The following is a 16,070-nucleotide window of genomic DNA, read 5'->3' on the forward strand; positions in this document are numbered from 1 at the left end:
CAGCAATGACATACCGAATTGGATATACCTCGATGATGTTCCGCCATCAGCTATCGCTCCGGTGCAACTTGGATAGTTTTTGCCCGAATCAATAAGAATGCACGGGGAGTAGACATGATCGAACGGGGTGCTTCGGGGCGCGTAGCCGCCAGTTGTCGTGCGATGATGCTGGGTGCGAGCCTGGCAACGATCGCGATGGTCACGCCAGCAAGCGCTCAGGAAGCGCCGCCTGCCGCGGAGCCGGCGCCGGCGGATACGGCAATCTCGCCGCAGGGCGAGATCATTGTCACCGGCTCGCGCATCCAGCGCCGCGATGCCGCCAGCGTCGGCCCGCTCCTGACGATCACCTCGGACGACATCGCCAAGTCCGGCAGCGCATCGCTTGGCGACCTGCTCCAGAAACTGCCCTCGGCCGGCGTCAGCCTGAACTCCAACGGCACCCAGGGCACCTCCTATGGCGCCTCGTCGATCAACCTGCGTTATCTCGGCGGCGCCGAAGGCAGCGGCAACCGCGTGCTGGTGCTGGTCGACGGACATCGCTGGGTCGACGCGGTCGGCCAGCGCGGCTTCCGCGATTTCGTCGACCTGAACACCATCCCGATGGGGATGATCGACGGGATCGAGGTGCTGAAGGACGGCGCCTCGGCAATCTACGGCGCCGACGCGATCGCCGGCGTCGTCAACATCAAGACGATCCAGCCGTTCGACGGCATCCGCGCCGCGACCCGGGCGGGCGTGACCGACAAGGGCGACGGCGCCGAATATTCGGCGACGCTCAATGTCGGAAAGCGCTTCGGCCGCGCCTCGATCATCCTGTCGGGCAGCTATTACCAGTCGACCTCGATTCGCACCGACGACCGGCCGCTCACCACCACTTCGCTAGTTCCGGTAACCACGCCCGGCACGAGCCCGGCCGGCCTCTACATCCTGCCGGGCCTCGCCAATAACGCCTATTTCGGTACCGCGGCGGGCTTCGCCGGCACCAGCGCGCCCGTCGCGCTCAATGGCGCGGGCACGGTCTACGGCACCGGCGCGAGCGCGGACAACGCGTTCCACACCGCGGCGCTGCCGGGCGATTATTACAATACCCAGGCCCAGGGCATCTATTCGGCCGGGCCGTCCAAGCGCTACGGCTTCTACGGCCGGTTCGACTATGAACTCAGCGATAGCGTCAAGTTCCGGGTCGAAGGCCTGTACAACGACCGCAAGTCGGACCAGCTGTTCTCGCCCGTGCTGCTCGACATCGGCGGCACCGCAGGCACCGTCCGCGGCTTCTACATCCCCAACAACCAGGCGTTCAATCCGTTCGGCACCGCCAATGGCGTGCCCACCGCCAACGCGCTCGCCTTTGCCGCCAACTCGGCCTTCCGCATCCGCAAGGTGATGAGCGACGTCGGCAATCGCGACAATGTCCAGGACGTCGAGACCTGGCGCGTCGCGGGCGGCTTCGACGGCAGCTTCGGCCTGTTCGGCAACCGCTGGCACTGGGACACGTTCGCCAGCTATTCGAAGAACCGCATCGAGACCTCGGCTCTCAACGGCATCAACTACGACAATCTCTATCTCGCGCTGGGCAATCCGGCGACCTGCGCCGCGACGGCAGGCTGCGTGCCGGTCAACCTGTTCGGCCCGATGACGGCGGACCAGGCCAATTACATCCGCTTCACCGCGCGCGAGAGCAACTACACCGAGTTGTTCGATGCGACCGCCAACGCCACGGGCACGCTGTTCAACCTGCCCGCCGGCGAGGTCGCGCTCGCGGTTGGCTATGAGTATCGCCGCAACCGCGGCGTCGACAATCCCGATCCGGTGGCGAACGCCCTTCCGACCTATCTGAACGGCGCGCTCTACACCAAGACCACCGTCCAGACCCGCACGCCGACCAGCGGCAGCTATGACCTGCACGAAATTTATGGTGAGCTCTCGGTTCCGATCCTGAAGGACTCGCCGCTCGGCAAGAGCTTCGACATCAGCCTGGCCGGCCGCTATTCGCGCTATTCGACCGTCGGCGGCAAGGCGACCTTCAAGGCCGGTGCCGGCTATCGTCCGATCGAGGGCGTGCTGCTGCGCGGCACCTATGCCCAGGGCTTCCGCGCTCCTTCGATCCTCGAGCTCTACCAGGGCGCGCGCCAGACTAGCTTCCAGGGGACCGATCCGTGCAATGGCGGCGCCAGCGCCAATAGCGGCAAGCCCGGCTGCGCGGGCGTTCCGACGGGCTACAACCAGGCGAACTACAATCTCAACGGCCTGATCCCCGGCGTGATCAGCGGCAATCGCGACCTGCGGCCGGAGACGTCGGACAGCATCAGTGCAGGCATCGCGCTGACGCCGCTGCGCGGGCTGTCGGTGACGGTCGATTACTACAGCATCAAGATCAAGAACGCGATCGCGGCACAGACGCCGACGCAGATCCTCCAGCTGTGCGCCCTTCGCGGCGGTGTGTTCTGCGATCTTGTCCAGCGCGACGCCAGCACCGGCGCGGTGCTGAACCTGCTGCAGGGCGCCCAGAACCTCAATTCTATCAAGACCGACGGCATCGACGCAACGGTGCGCTATGATTTCCGCACGGGCATCGGCAAGATCGCCGCCGTCACCGACGTGTCGTATCTCGGCTCGTTCCGCACCGTCGCGCCCGATCCCGCGACCGGCGGCACGATCATCGACAACCGCGCCGGCAAGGGCGACACGCCACGCGCGACCTATCCGCGCTGGAAGGGCCAAGCCTCGCTGAGCTGGGATGGCGAAGGCGCCAACGCGGTGCTGCGCGCGCGCTATATCGGCCAGACCACCGACGTGGTGAACCCGGTGAAGGACGCCAAGACCAAGGCGGTGACCTATTTCGACGCCGAAGTCGGCTTCGATGTCTCCGAGGGCAAGGCGCGCTTCGGCCTGGGCGTGAACAACCTGTTCGATACCCAGCCGCCGGCTTCCTATGCCAACGCGCCGATCAACTACGACATCTACACCTATGACGCGCGCGGACGGTTCCTCTACGCCCGTTTCTCGGTGAAGCTCTGAACGACAACGCGATATTGGGGCGTCCGAGATGAACCAACCGGCCGCAACCGGGCAGCATAAGCGCCACGGCGCGCTCGACCCGGTGCTGATGATGCTGGCGGCGATGGCTTTCGCTATCCTGCTGACCTGGATCATTCCGTCAGGGCAACACCAGCGCGTCTCCGAAAAGGAGAACGCGCCGGTGATCGCCGGCACCTACAAGATGCTGCCCAAGCCGGTCGGCATCGACTCCGTCCTGCCCGGAAAGGCTCCCCCCGGCGAAGCGCGACCGGTCAGCCCGGTCGCGCTCGCCACCTCGATTCCCGAAGGCCTCAAGCGCTCGGCGCCCCTGATCTTCATGATCCTGGCGCTGGGCGGCATGTTCGGGGTGATGCGCTCGACCGGCGCGCTGGATGCCGGCATCCAGCGGCTGATCGGGCTCAGCCGCGGGCGCATGGTGATCCTCGTGCCCCTGTTGATGCTCGCCTTCTCGGCGGGCAGCACTTTCCTGGGCATGATCTCCGAATATCTGCTGCTGATCCCGGTGATGATCGCGCTCGCCGAACGGCTCGGGCGGAGCCGGATGTTCGGCTTCGCCATCGTGACCCTCGCGGCCAAGGTCGGCTATCTGGCATCGGTGACCAGCCCGGTCGCGCTGCTGATCGCCCAGCCGATCGTCAATGTGCCGGTGTTCAGCGGGCTGGGCTTCCGCCTGGCCATCTGGCTGACCTTCCTTGCCATCGCGATGCTCTATGCCCTGCGTGAATCGCGGATCGTTGCCGAGCCGGCGCCGATCGAGGACCAGCGCCTTTCCCCCCGGCACCTGGCGATCCTGCTGATCGCGGGCGCGACGCTGGCCTTGCTGGTGATCGGCTCGCTCGAATTCGGCTGGGACGATGGCGAGTTCACCGCGCTGTTCCTGACCGCCGCCGCGGCGATGACCTTCGCCGCCGGCATCCGCGCAAGCGCCGGGATCAGTCTGTTCGTCGAGGGCATGAAGGCAATGATGCTCGCGGCCCTGCTGATCGGCATGGGCCGGGCAGTCGAGGTGATCCTGCGCGAAGGCCAGATCCTCGACACGATCATCGAGGCGGTATCGGCCCAGATCCACGGCCTGTCGCCGGTGCTGGTGGCGCCGATCATCATGCTGGTGGAAATGGTGCTGACGCTGCTCATTCCCTCGACCTCGGCCAAGGCGGCGCTCAGCATCCCGGTGCTGGGTCCGATCGGCGCGGCGGCAGGGGTATCGGGCCAGACGACGGTGCTCGCCTTCCTGCTCGGCAACGGGCTGGTCAACATGCTGGCGCCGACCTCGGGCATGCTGCTCGCCTTTCTGGCCGCCGCCGGGATTCCTTATAATCGCTGGTTCCGGTTCGCCGCGCCGCTGTTCGGTATCCTCACTCTCCTGTCGATCGGCGCGCTGATGATCGCCGTGTTGATCGGCTATTGACGATGACGACGACCAAAAGCGTGCGCGAGCTCGCCGACCTGATGGTGGCGATGCGCGACGATGTGCATCTGGCGACCGATGTCTACCTGCCCGAAGGCCCGGGGCCCTTCCCCGTGCTGCTTGAGCGCACCCCCTATGACAAGCGCGGCACCAACCACGGCGATTTCACCCGTGCGGCCCCCGAACCGCGCTCGAAGCCCGAAATCGCGCGCTGGTTCGTCGAGGCGGGTTATGTCTTCGTGCTGCAGGACTGCCGGGGCAGGTTCGGCTCCGAGGGCAGGTTCACCAAATATCTGAGCGAAGCCGAAGACGGCGCGGACACCCTCGCCTGGCTGCTCGCCCAGCCCTGGTGCGACGGGCGGATCGGCACGCTCGGCCTGTCCTATGGCGCGCATGTCCAGAATGCGCTGGCCTGCCTCGATCCGCCCGGGCTTGCCGCGATGTTCCTCGATTCAGGCGGCTTCTCGAGCGCCTATCACGGCGGCGCGCGCCAGGGCGGTGCGTTCGAGCTCAAGCAGCTCACCTGGGCGCGCAAGCACGCGCTGCTTTCCCCCGAGACAGCCGCCAACCCCGCGCGCCGCGAAGCGCTGGAGCGCGAGGCGATCGAGGACTGGATCGGCCGGCGCTGGCGGATCGGCTATTCGCCGCTTTCGGCCGCGCCCGAATATGAAGCCTATGTCGTCGAGCAGTGGGACAATGACCGGCTGACCGATTTCTGGAAGCAGCGTGGCATCTATGCGCTCGACAGCTATGCCCAATATGCCGATGTGCCGGCAGTGCATCTGTCGAGCTGGTACGATCCCTATTCGCAGACCGCGATCGACAACTATTTGAGCCTCACGCCGATCAAGCGCGGCCCGATCAAGCTGGTGCTGGGCCCATGGACCCATGGCCAGCGGTCCGTCACCTATGCCGGCGACGTCGATTTCGGCCCGCAGGCCACGCTCGATGGGCAGTTTGGTGATGACTATTTCACGCTCCGCCGCGACTGGTTCGATCGTCACATGCTGGGCCGCCAAGATGTGCCCGAACCCCTGCCCGCCCCGGTCCGGATCTTCGTGATGGGCGGCGGCAGCGGACGGCGGACCGCCAGTGGGCGGCTCGATCATGGCGGCGCCTGGCGGGACGAGCAGGCCTGGCCGCTCGCGCGGACGCGGCCGACCAGCCTCTACCTTCACGGCGACGGCGGCCTGCGCGAGGCGATGCCCGAGGCCGGAATCGCACCCCTGTCCTACGACTTCGATCCGTCCGACCCGGTGCCGACAATCGGAGGCGCGATCGCATCGGGTGCGCCGGTGATGTTCGCGGGCGGATTCGACCAGCGCGAGACCGAGGGGCTGTTCGGCGCTCGCCATCCCGGGCGCGCCTTGGCCGATCGCCCCGACGTGCTGGTGTTCGAAACCGCGCCGCTGGCACACGACACGGAAGTGACGGGCGACGTCGTCGCGCACCTGATGGTCGCGTCCTCCGCAGTCGATACCGACTTCACGATCAAGCTGCTCGATGTCCATCCGGCGAACCCGGACTATCCGGAGGGCTATGCGCTCAATCTCGCGCATGGCATCCTTCGCGCGCGTTTCCGCAACGCGTTCGAAGATCCCCAGCCGATGGAGCCCGGCCAGGTTCATGCCCTTACCATCCGGACTTTCCCGACCAGCAACCTGTTCCTCGCCGGGCATCGGATCCGGATCGAAGTGTCGAGCAGCAACTTCCCGCATTTCGACGTCAATCCGAACAGCGACTGGCGCGTCCCCGACGCGCCGCCGCGGATCGCGCGCAACAGCGTCTTCGTCGACCGCGACCGTCCCTCGCACATCGTCCTGCCGGTCATTCCCGACGCAGGGGGCTGACCGGTGAGGCCGGGAGCGCGCCGGCCCCTGTCGACCCTTGGCGTGCGGGCGCTCGAGACGCTGGCCGAGGTGATGCGCACCGGCTCCGCCACCTCGGCGGCGACCAGCCTCGGCATGACCCAGCCCGGGGTCAGCCGAACGCTGGCACAGATCGAGAGCGCGATCGGCTTCGAGCTCTTCTACCGCGACCGCGGCAAACTCGTACCGACCAAGGACGGGCTGCTGCTCGCGGAGGAAGTCGAGTTCGCGCTGGCCGGGCTCCGCCGCGTGTCGAACCTTGCCAACGACATCGCGAATTCGGCGGCCGGCGAACTCCGCGTAGTGGCGCCGCCCAGCTTCACCGACGGCGTGTTGCCCGATATCGTCGCGAGCTTCCTGCGCAAGCATCCGGGCGTCCGCTTCAACCTCGATTCACGCAGCCTCGAGACGAGCAAGGCGCTGATCGCGACGCGGGTCGTCGATTGCGGGTTCATGAAGATGCCCGTGGCCGGCGGCGACCTGCATTGCGAGCCGCTGGTATCGAGCGGATCGGGCTGCGTGCTGCGCGCCGACCATCCGCTTGCGGCGCATGCGGTGCTCACTCCGGGGCTGCTGCGCGGCGAACCGCTGATCCTGCTCGGCTCCGGCCGCCAGTGGCGCATCCAGGTCGATCAGGCCTTCGCCACCTTCAACCTGCGCCCGACAGTCGCGATCGAGACGCACACCCATGGATCCGCCTGTGCGCTGGCATCGCGCGGCGTGGGGGTCGCGATCGTCAACACGTTGCTCGCACAAAGCTATGTGCGCGAGGGGCTCGTGCTGCGGACCTTCGATCCGCCGATCCTGCATCAATATGCCTTCGTCACTGCGGTGAATGCGCAGCCGTCTCGCCTGGTGGCGGCATTCCTGGAGGAAGCGCGCGCCGCCCTGTCCCGCCATTCATCTTCCTAGGCAGGACCAGCGCGCGTAACCTGGGCTCGCCGCAAGGTTCATGGACAGATGCCGCGCGACACTCTATCAGCCCGCCTAGGCGCGCGCCTCTTTCGGGTTTCCGGCTTTCGCGTCCTTCCTTCCGAGCCCGTGAAACTGGAGATGCGCCATGGCGTGGCTCGTGCTCGGCATTGCCGTGATCACTGAAATCATCTGGGCGCTCAGCCTCAAATGGGCGGCCATGCAAGGCAATTGGATGGCATCGGCGGTGCCGATCGTCCTCAGCTTCGTGAATATGGGCCTGCTCGCGCTCGCAATGCGTGGCCTGCCGGCGGGCACCGCCTATGCCATATGGACGGGCCTGGGCGCGGTGGGCGTGACCATCTTCGGCATCCTGCTGTTCGGCGAGAAGCTCAACCCGGTGCAGATGGGCTTTATCGGCCTGATCATCGTCGGCGTGGTGGGCACCAAGCTCTTCGCCAGCGCCTGAGCGCGGCGACACCCGAAACGACACGGGAGGGCATCGGGACCGGCCCGATGCCCTCTCGCTTCCCGTCACACCCGGTCGCCCTCAGAACCGGCCGCGAATGCCGATGCGGAACTGGCGGTCGGAGATCTCGTAGCCGTTCACCGCGTCGATCACCTGATTGTAGTTGGTGCGGCCCGACTTCTTGTAGAGCAGGTTGGTCACGCCCGCCGAGAGAGTTGCATATTTGGTGAGCTTCAGGCCGAGCGACAGGTCGACCTGGTCGTCCGACGAATACCAGTTCGGCCGCAGCTGGCCGGTCGCCGGCGTGGTGGTGAAGCCCAGCGCCGACTTGCTGCGCCAGTTATAGGCGACGCGCGCCGTGAACGCCCCCCGCTCATAATAGAGAATGCCGTTATAGGTCGTCTTGGACAGCCCCAGCACGGGCTGGTTGTCCGACGACGAGGTGTCGATGAAAGTGGCGTTGATCTGGGTTCCGAAGCCCGAGAGCAGGCCCGGCAGGAAAGTGAAGGCCTGCTGGTAGTTGAGCTCGATGCCCTTCACCTTGGCGACGCCGAGGTTGATCGGCAGCGAACGCTGCAGCGGGCCATAGGATTCGAAGCCCGGGATCACCTCGACGATCGTGGTGCGCGCCACCTGATCGGTGATGTTCTTGTAGAAGGCGGTGGCCGAGGCGATGCCGCCGCCCGGGATGTAATATTCGAGGGCCGCGTCGAGCTGGTCCGCCCGGGTCGGGTGCAGATCGGAATTGCCGCCCGACGCGGTGCCGAGCGGCCCATTGACCGCAAGGCGCGGCGCCAGGTCCTGGAGCTTGGCGCGCGACATCACCTTGGATGCCGCCAGGCGCAGCACCAGGTCCCGCGCCAGCGAGAACTTGATGTTCGCGCTCGGCAGCAGGTTGGAATAATGGCTGGTGTCGTGGCGCGGCACCATCACGCCGCCGCCGACATCGGCGGTGGTGTCGACCGCGAAGTCGGTCCACACCGCGCGCAGGCCGATATTGCCCCGGAAGCCCATACCGAACAGTTCGCCGTCGAGATTGGCCCGGCCGTAGATCGCCTTGGTCTTCTCGCCGATGTAATAGCTCGTCGTCGGCCGGGGCCGGGTCGGGCGGTAGTTGCCGAGCAGGAGGGAATCCTCTCCGGTTCCGCCGGCATAGACGTCGGGCACCAGGAACAGGCTGGGGAAATTGCCCGACGCGCCGGGATAGCCCGGGTTGTTCGACAGGACGAAATAGGCGTCCGGGAGCGTGGCGATGTTCGGATTGGTCGCGCCCAGCTTCGCCTGATAATCCCGATAGTCGGAAGTCAGATCGGCGTAGCGGCCGCCGAACTGGAGCGACTTGAACATGCCCCAGTCGAGATCATAGCTGCCGTCGAGTCGATAGGCGGTCTCGAGCGTGTGGACGACCGTATCATTGGCCGCGCTGTTCGAGCGCGTGGGGAAGGACGCGCGCGAAGTGAGGTCGAAGCCGGCCGGCAAGGTGATGTTGGGCACGTTGCCGGTGCGATAGTCATAATTGATCGTCAACCCGCGCGAGGCCAGCTCCAGAAAGTCCTGGCGATAGGTGTAATCGCCCACCGACTTGCCGAAATCGGCCTTCAGGTTGAGCCGCCCGACCTTCCACACCGCGCCACCGCCCGCGACCAGCGAGCTGGTCGGCTCGTTGCGCTCGACCCCGCCGACGCGGACGCGCTGGTTGGTCAACGTGCCGGCGACCACGTAATTGCCCTCCATCACGCCGTTGGTGAGGGTGGACGCGGTAGTGCCGGTGTCGGTGGTCTGGATCGCGAGATATTCGATGTGCCGCTGCGTCTCGAGATGCGTGTAGAGCGCATCGGCATAGAACATCAGATTGTCGGTCGCCTGGAACTGCAACGTCCCGCCCGCGCCGAAGCGCTTGCGCTTGATGTTGTAGAATTCCGAGCGGGCGATCTGCGGAGTATAGTCGAGCTGGCCGTCGCCGTTGAAATCGGTCTTCATGCCGGCGGTGGTGCCGGGGTTCCACACGCCGCGGATGAATTGCGACGAGCCGATCTCGCGATCCGAATAGGCGACGTTCACGGCGACCCCCAGCCGGTCGTCGAACAGCCGGGTCGTGCCGAACAGCGCGAGGTTATAGCCGTTGCGGTTCCGCGCGAGATTGGTGTTGGTGTACTCGGCCAGATAGCTGACCGTCGGCTTCTTGAAGTCGAAGGGGCGCGGCGTGGTCATGCTGATGAAGCCGCCCAGCCCGCCCTCGATCTGATCCGCGGTCGGCGACTTGTAGACCGACAAGCGGCTGAACAGCGTCGAGGATTGCTGCTCGAGCCCGGTAGAACGGCCCGACGGATCCGAGCCGGTGGCACCCACCGAGATGCCGAGGTTCGAGCGGCCGTTCAGCTCGACGCGGACATTGGAAAGACCGCGCACGGTGACCTGGGCGCCCTCGCCGAAGTTGCGCTCGATCTGCACGCCCGGCACGCGCTGCAGATTCTCGGCGACGTTCGCATCGGGGAGCTTGCCGAGGTCCTCGGCGGCGACGATGTCCGCCACCTGATCGGCGTTCCGCTTGGCGTTGACCGCGGACTGGATCGAGGCGCGCACGCCGGTGACCACGATCGAGTCGGTAGCCTGATCGGCGGCGGGAACGCTCGCCGGCCCGTCGGCCTGCTGCGCCTGCGCGGCGGCCGGAACGGCCAGTACGATGCACGCGATCGATGAAAGCATGGTGGCTTTGACGGACATTGAGACCTCCCCAAATCGCCGCACTTCTGGCGGCTCGTTTGACGACTCGTTATCCATCCGAATTGGCGCTGTCTAGTATGTTCATCATGTCATCATACCATTTTGCGTGACGCGCCGGCGATGCGCTGCTAGTCCGAATCCCGACAAGGCGAGCCAATCGTCGCTACAGGGAGTTGGAAGCGGTGGAAGTTCAGGAGATTCGCGAAGGACAGCGCACGACGCGGCGGGAGATGCTGCTCGCGGCGGGAGCGACCTGCCTGGTCGCGGCCGCGCCGCAGACCGCGCCCACGAGCGATGCGGAGGGCGTGCCCGATGTTGGCGGCAAGGACCGGCGCTGGGACGCGGACATCGGCATGCTCGGCGAGAAATCGGGCGGCCAAGGCTATTCCACACGGCTGCCGCGCGGCACCTGGGTACACGCCTCGCGCTCCAATCTCGACTATGCGCAGCGCCTGCTCGACACGGGCTCCGCTCCCGCGCTTGCCCGGGCCGAGCTGGTGATCGGCAAGGTGATCGCGCTGCAGGACATCGATCCAGCGAGCCCCACTTATGGCATCTGGTCCTATTATCTGGAGGAAACGCTGGCGCAGATGGACCCGCCCGACTGGAACTGGGCAGACTTCAACGGCGCGCGGCTGACCGCGATGATCGGCCGCCACGGCGATCGGCTGAACCCAGCCCTCCTCACGGGCATGCGCAAGGCTGTCGGCCGCGCGGGCGAGGCGATCATGCGCCGCGATGTCGGGCCGGCCTACACCAACATCTCGGTGATGGGCGCGCGCGTCACGCTGGCGGCGGGCGAACTGATGCAGGACCCGAAGCTCCTCGCCTATGGCCGCAAGCGCCTGCTCGGCCTGCTCGACTACACGCGCCAGCAAGGCTCGTTCAACGAGTATAACAGCCCGACCTATACCATGGTCGCGCTCGAGGAGATCGAGGCGATCCTTTCCTTCATCAAGGATGGCGAGGCACGTTCCGCCGCGGCGGAATTGCATCGCATCACCTGGGAGATGATCGCCGGCCACTGGCATCCCGGCACCAACCAATGGGCCGGGCCGCATTCGCGCGCCTATTATGACCGCACCCCCAACCCGACGCTGGACGGCCTCTCGGCTCGGCTTGGCCACTCCCTGCGCCCCGGCATGGCGGTGCCGCCCCGCGAAGTCCCGATGCTGCCCTGCCCGCCCGCGCTGGCGCCGCGCTTCGCAGCGCTGCCCAAGCCGGACATGCAGGTGCGCCAACGCTTCATCCGCGCCGAGGACGATGGCCGATCGGTATATGGCACCACCTGGCTCGACGACGCCGCCTGCCTGGGCTCGGCCAATGCCGAGAGCTTCTGGACCCAGCGCCACCCGCTCATCGCCTTCTGGCGGACGGCCCGGCGCGGCCCGACCCCGGTGTTCCGCGTGCGCTGCGAGAAGGACGGGCGCGACTTCGCCTCGTTCGGCATGGTCGCGGCGCAACAGGGACAGCGCGTGCTGATGTCGGCGCATCCGATCGCCAATTCAGGCGACTGGCACATCACGCTCGATCGCGCCGCCAGCTTTCCCGGACAGGAATTGCAGCTGCGCTTCGTCCTAGACGGACCGGGTGCCACTGCCCGCGCGCTCGACGAATATAGGGTCGAGCTTGTCGCAGGCGAATGGAAGGCGGTGATCCATATGGGCCAGGCGATCTGGAACAACGGCGTGGGACCCCAGGGCCGCTGGACAATCGAGAAGCGCGAGGGCGCGGCGCATGTCGCCTATGTCGTCCCGCTGGGCGGCAGCATCGCACCGACCCTGCTGGGCCGCACCTCGCTTCCGGCCGCGATCGAGATTCTTCCCGTTTCGGCCAAGCCAAGCAAGGACCGGATCGAGGTCACCCCGAATGCCGGTGGGCGCCTGCTGCGCTGGAACGGAATCGAACTGGCCGCGCCGGTCAGCCCGCCCGCACCCATCGCACGGATCTCGTGAGTATGACGGCACCGCGCTTCGCCGGGATCGACGCCGGCGGCACGAGCTTCAAGCTCGCGGTGGCGAGCGACCTCGACACCGTGCATGCCGAGACCCGCATTCCGACCACCACGCCGGAGGAAACGCTCGACCGGGTCGGCCGCTGGCTGGCCGAACAGGGGCCGCTCGCGCGCGTGGGCCTGGGCGCGTTCGGGCCGGTGGGCATTGCGCCGGGGGCAAATCACGGCCGGCTGTTCGTCACTCCCAAGCCGGGCTGGAGCGGAATCGATCTCCTCGCTCCCCTCGCCCGCCATATCGACGCACCGATCGCGCTCGATACAGACGTCAATGCCGCTGCGCTCGCCGAGCAGCGACGAGGCGCAGGGCAAGGTGTCGAGAGCTTCGCCTATGTGACGATCGGCACCGGTGTGGGGCTCGGGCTGATCGTTGGCGGCAGGATGGCCCGCAGCCTCCTGCATCCCGAAGCGGGCCACATCCTCGTGCCGCACCATCCCGCGCGCGGCCGCTTCCCGGGCGTCTGCGGGCTGCACGGCAGCTGCGTCGAAGGCATGGTCTGCAGCGCCGCGATCGAAGCGCTCTGGGGTGCGGGCCCAGACAGCCTGCCCGACGAGCATCCCGCCTGGGAGATGGCCGGCCATTATCTCGGCCATCTCGCCTTCAACGCAGTGATGGTTGCGGGGGCGGACCGGGTGGTCCTGGGCGGCGGCATCGGGACGCGCCCGATCCTCGCGACGCACGTCACTTCGACGCTCGACCAGCTGGTCGGCGGCTATTCGGCGATCACCGAAGCGCGCGGCGGCGTGGAGCAGATGGTTCGCACCGCCGCGCTCGGCCCCCGCGCCGGCATGCTCGGCGCGCTGTTGCTGGCGATGGACGCGGCGGCCTAGACCGCCGCCGCGACACCTTCCCGACCGCCGGGTGCCGCATGCGGCACCTCGAGCTGACCGGCCCAGAGCCTTTCCGGCGGCTGGCCAGTCAGATCGCCGACCACCGCCGCCGCCTCGCCAACCGGCGGCGTGCGATCGCCCGCACGGAAGCGCGCAATCTCCGCCATCAGCACCGAATGGCTATGCTCGTTGAGCCGGAACCGCCGGGCGATCGGTATGCCGAGCGCGAGCGCCAGCAGCGGACAGAGCGTGAGCGCGCCGAGGATGGCGAGCTGCGCGCCATGCGGCTGGCTTGCCGCCAGGGGGCGGAATCCGCCCGCTTCGAGCAGCAGCCCGACCAGCATCACGGCACCCGCGCCCACCGCCTTGCGCACCATCGTCATCACCCCCGCGAAGATGCCCTCGCGCCGCTGGGTGCTGACGATCTCGTCGACATCGGCGACGTAATTGTAGGTATTCCAGGGAATATAGACGAGCCCGCCACGGCCGATCCCCGCGCACATTGCGACCGGATAGATCCACCAGAGCGGCGCCGGAAACCCAGGCAGCGCGAGCATTGCCATCAGCAGGATGCCGAGCGCGGAGAAGGCAGCGGCAAGCTGGAAGGCAGGTCCCGGATGGAGCCGCACCGTCAGATGCACGAAGGTTGCGGCGGAAACGAACTGGGTCGCGGTCATCACCCCGAGTACGGTCGAGGCGGTGGCGACGTTCGCGCCGAGCACGAAGACGACATAATAGCTGAGCACCGCGATCAGCACATCATTGGCGGTGAAACCGCTCAGATACATGCCCAGGTGCAGGCGAAAGGCGCGGATGCGCAGGGTCAGCGCAATGTTGCGGAAGATCTGCATCGGACCAAATGGCGCCCGGGCGGGCACGAACGCATCCTCCGGACGACGCTCGCGCTCCCAGGTGAAGAGATAGGTGGTCAGGATTGCGCCGATGAAGATGACCGTGAAGATGCCCCCCATCAGAAGGAAGGTATCCGCCGTCGCGTCCTTGGTGCCGCCGGTGATGAAGCGCGGCAGCACGCTGGCGAGGAACACGGCCGCCTGCCCGGTGAGGATGCGGGCGCCGGCGAAGCGCGCGCGGGTGCGGTAATCGTCCGACATCTCGGCGGCAAGCGTCTCATAGGGGATCAGCACCGCCGCATAGACCACCTCGAAGAACACATAGGTGGCGAGATAGTAGAGATAGGATTGGCCGCTCACCCACATCAGCGCGAAGCTCGGCATCAGCGGCAGCGAGAAGAGCAGGAACATCCGGCGGCGGCCGAAGCGCCGGGCCAGCCGGCTGTTGCCGATCGTATCAGAGACATGGCCGATAAAGGTGCCGCCCACCGCGTCGAGGATGCGCGCGATCGCGAAGATCGACGTCGCCTCGACCGCGCTCAGACCGCAGAAGCTGGTGTAGAAGAACAGGATCCAGCCGCCGATGACCGCCATCGCGCCGCTGCCGAACAGATCGGTGATGCCATAGGCGAAATAGGTGAACGGCTTGACCTGGCGCGGCGCGCGGGCGAGCGGAGCGCTCACGGATGCAGCCTCCGCGCCTCGTCGAGCGCCAGGATCGCCATCGCCTGGCCATAGGGCATGGTGGTGATCGGCACCTGCTTATATTCCTCCACCGTCGCGAAGATCGGTGTGCCGAACGAGACCTGGGTGAGCTGGCCCTGTGCGTCGATATGCGCGATCACCGCCTCGGCCGCGCGCAATCCCGTCTCGAGATAGTCTGCCGGCAGCAAACCGAGGCGCACCGCCTTGAGCAGGCCATAGGCGATGCCGGCGGTCGCCGACGCCTCGCCATAGGATTCCGCATCGTCGAGGATCGTCGGCCACAACCCGTCGGCGCGCTGGCAGGCGCGCAGTGCCGCCACCTGTGCCTCGAGCGTGGCGAGCAGGAAGGCGCGCAGCCCGTCATCCTCCGGCAGGTCGAGCAGCTCGATGAAATCCGGGATCGCCATGGTGATCCAGCTATTGCCCCGCGCCCAGAGCGCGGCGGACAAATGATTGCGCCCGTCAAAGGTCCAGCCATGGAACCACAGCCCGGTCGCGCGATCGGCGAGATACTTCACATGCAGCATGAACTGCCGCTTCGCCTCCTCCACATAGGCGGGTCGGCCGAGCAGCAGGCCGATCTTGGCCAGCGGCATCACCGTCATCATCAGCGTGTCGTCCCAGAGCTGCTGCTCGTTGGCGAGATCGATCACGATGTGCTGGAAGCCGCCTTCCTCGGTGCGCGGCAGCTCGTGCATCGCCCATTCCGCCCATTCGGCGAGCAGCGGATGCCAGCTGTCGTCCGCGCTCCAATCGGCAAGGCATGCCAGCGCGAGCATCGGTGCCATGGTGTTGATCGTCTTGGTGACCGCCGGCTCGTCGAAGCGGCTACGGAACCAGTGCTCGACATGGCTGCGCACCAGCGGGTCGCGGCCGCGCTCGTACATGCGCGCCAGGCCATACAGCCCCACGCCCTGCGTCCAGTCCCAATTATGCCAGCTCTTGATGTCGTACCGACGGCCCTCGATCATGCTGACCAGGAATTCGCCGCCCGCATCCTCGATGCCGACAAGGCTGCGCACCAGTGCCGCCATCAGCGAATCGATCTCCGCAGGACCATGCTGCGCGCGAAAACGCTCGGCCTCACCACTCAGCGCGCGCGCGCCACTCGCATCCAGCATCCCGTCCTCCGATTTTTGGCCGGCCTAGACCCGATCGGCGCGGCTGTCCACGAACTTATAATGTCATCATACCATTTATTGAAACAACCGGAGGGCGGTTGCACCGGACACGGCAACCGCGTTACTGGTCT

At 66.6% G+C, this 16,070-nt stretch carries 10 protein-coding genes; 7 read left to right on the forward strand and 3 right to left on the reverse strand.

From position 1 onward, the window contains the following. Nucleotides 1-114: 114 nt before the first annotated feature. From CAP40_RS19595 to CAP40_RS19615, 5 genes are all read left to right on the forward strand, one after another. Complete coding sequence (locus CAP40_RS19595; protein WP_218822186.1) at nucleotides 115-3,018, forward strand: TonB-dependent receptor; 2,904 nt, start codon at nucleotides 115-117, stop codon at nucleotides 3,016-3,018. A 28-nt stretch (nucleotides 3,019-3,046) separates the two neighbouring features. Continuing rightward, nucleotides 3,047-4,447, forward strand: coding sequence for a YfcC family protein (locus CAP40_RS19600; RefSeq protein WP_086131251.1), 1,401 nt, complete (start codon nucleotides 3,047-3,049; stop codon nucleotides 4,445-4,447). Nucleotides 4,448-4,449: 2 nt separating this feature from the next. Then, nucleotides 4,450-6,297, forward strand: a complete 1,848-nt coding sequence (locus CAP40_RS19605) for a CocE/NonD family hydrolase (RefSeq protein ID WP_086131252.1) — start codon at nucleotides 4,450-4,452, stop codon at nucleotides 6,295-6,297. A 3-nt stretch (nucleotides 6,298-6,300) separates the two neighbouring features. Beyond that, nucleotides 6,301-7,227, forward strand: coding sequence for a LysR family transcriptional regulator (locus CAP40_RS19610; RefSeq protein ID WP_218822187.1), 927 nt, complete (start codon nucleotides 6,301-6,303; stop codon nucleotides 7,225-7,227). Nucleotides 7,228-7,375: 148 nt separating this feature from the next. After that, on the forward strand, nucleotides 7,376-7,696 hold the full coding sequence (locus CAP40_RS19615; RefSeq protein ID WP_086131253.1) for a multidrug efflux SMR transporter: 321 nt from the start codon (nucleotides 7,376-7,378) through the stop codon (nucleotides 7,694-7,696). An 81-nt stretch (nucleotides 7,697-7,777) separates the two neighbouring features. On the opposite strand, the gene CAP40_RS19620 is transcribed toward CAP40_RS19615, so the two are convergent. Beyond that, nucleotides 7,778-10,420 carry a TonB-dependent receptor gene (locus CAP40_RS19620; protein WP_179188384.1) on the reverse strand — a complete coding sequence of 881 codons (2,643 nt, stop codon included), beginning with the start codon at nucleotides 10,418-10,420 and terminating at the stop codon, nucleotides 7,778-7,780. A 182-nt stretch (nucleotides 10,421-10,602) separates the two neighbouring features. Between CAP40_RS19620 and CAP40_RS20620 the strand changes: the two genes are divergently transcribed. After that, the gene (locus CAP40_RS20620) at nucleotides 10,603-12,375 is read left to right on the forward strand and encodes a hypothetical protein (protein WP_179188385.1); all 1,773 of its coding nucleotides are present in this window, start codon (nucleotides 10,603-10,605) and stop codon (nucleotides 12,373-12,375) included. A 2-nt stretch (nucleotides 12,376-12,377) separates the two neighbouring features. After that, nucleotides 12,378-13,262, forward strand: a complete 885-nt coding sequence (locus CAP40_RS19625) for an ROK family protein (protein ID WP_179188386.1) — start codon at nucleotides 12,378-12,380, stop codon at nucleotides 13,260-13,262. Here the strand turns inward: CAP40_RS19625 and CAP40_RS19630 are convergent. Both CAP40_RS19630 and CAP40_RS19635 read right to left on the reverse strand, forming a co-directional pair. Then, nucleotides 13,259-14,797 carry an MFS transporter gene (locus CAP40_RS19630; RefSeq protein ID WP_256924398.1) on the reverse strand — a complete coding sequence of 513 codons (1,539 nt, stop codon included), beginning with the start codon at nucleotides 14,795-14,797 and terminating at the stop codon, nucleotides 13,259-13,261. The two genes, CAP40_RS19625 and CAP40_RS19630, sit on opposite strands and share 4 nt — an antisense overlap. Continuing rightward, the gene (locus tag CAP40_RS19635; RefSeq protein ID WP_086131256.1) at nucleotides 14,794-15,939 is read right to left on the reverse strand and encodes a glycoside hydrolase family 105 protein; all 1,146 of its coding nucleotides are present in this window, start codon (nucleotides 15,937-15,939) and stop codon (nucleotides 14,794-14,796) included. The genes CAP40_RS19630 and CAP40_RS19635 overlap by 4 nt, the downstream gene beginning before the upstream one ends. Nucleotides 15,940-16,070: the final 131 nt, after the last annotated feature.

Source organism: Sphingomonas sp. IBVSS2, from assembly GCF_002127225.1.
In the GTDB taxonomy this organism is placed as follows: domain Bacteria; phylum Pseudomonadota; class Alphaproteobacteria; order Sphingomonadales; family Sphingomonadaceae; genus Sphingomonas.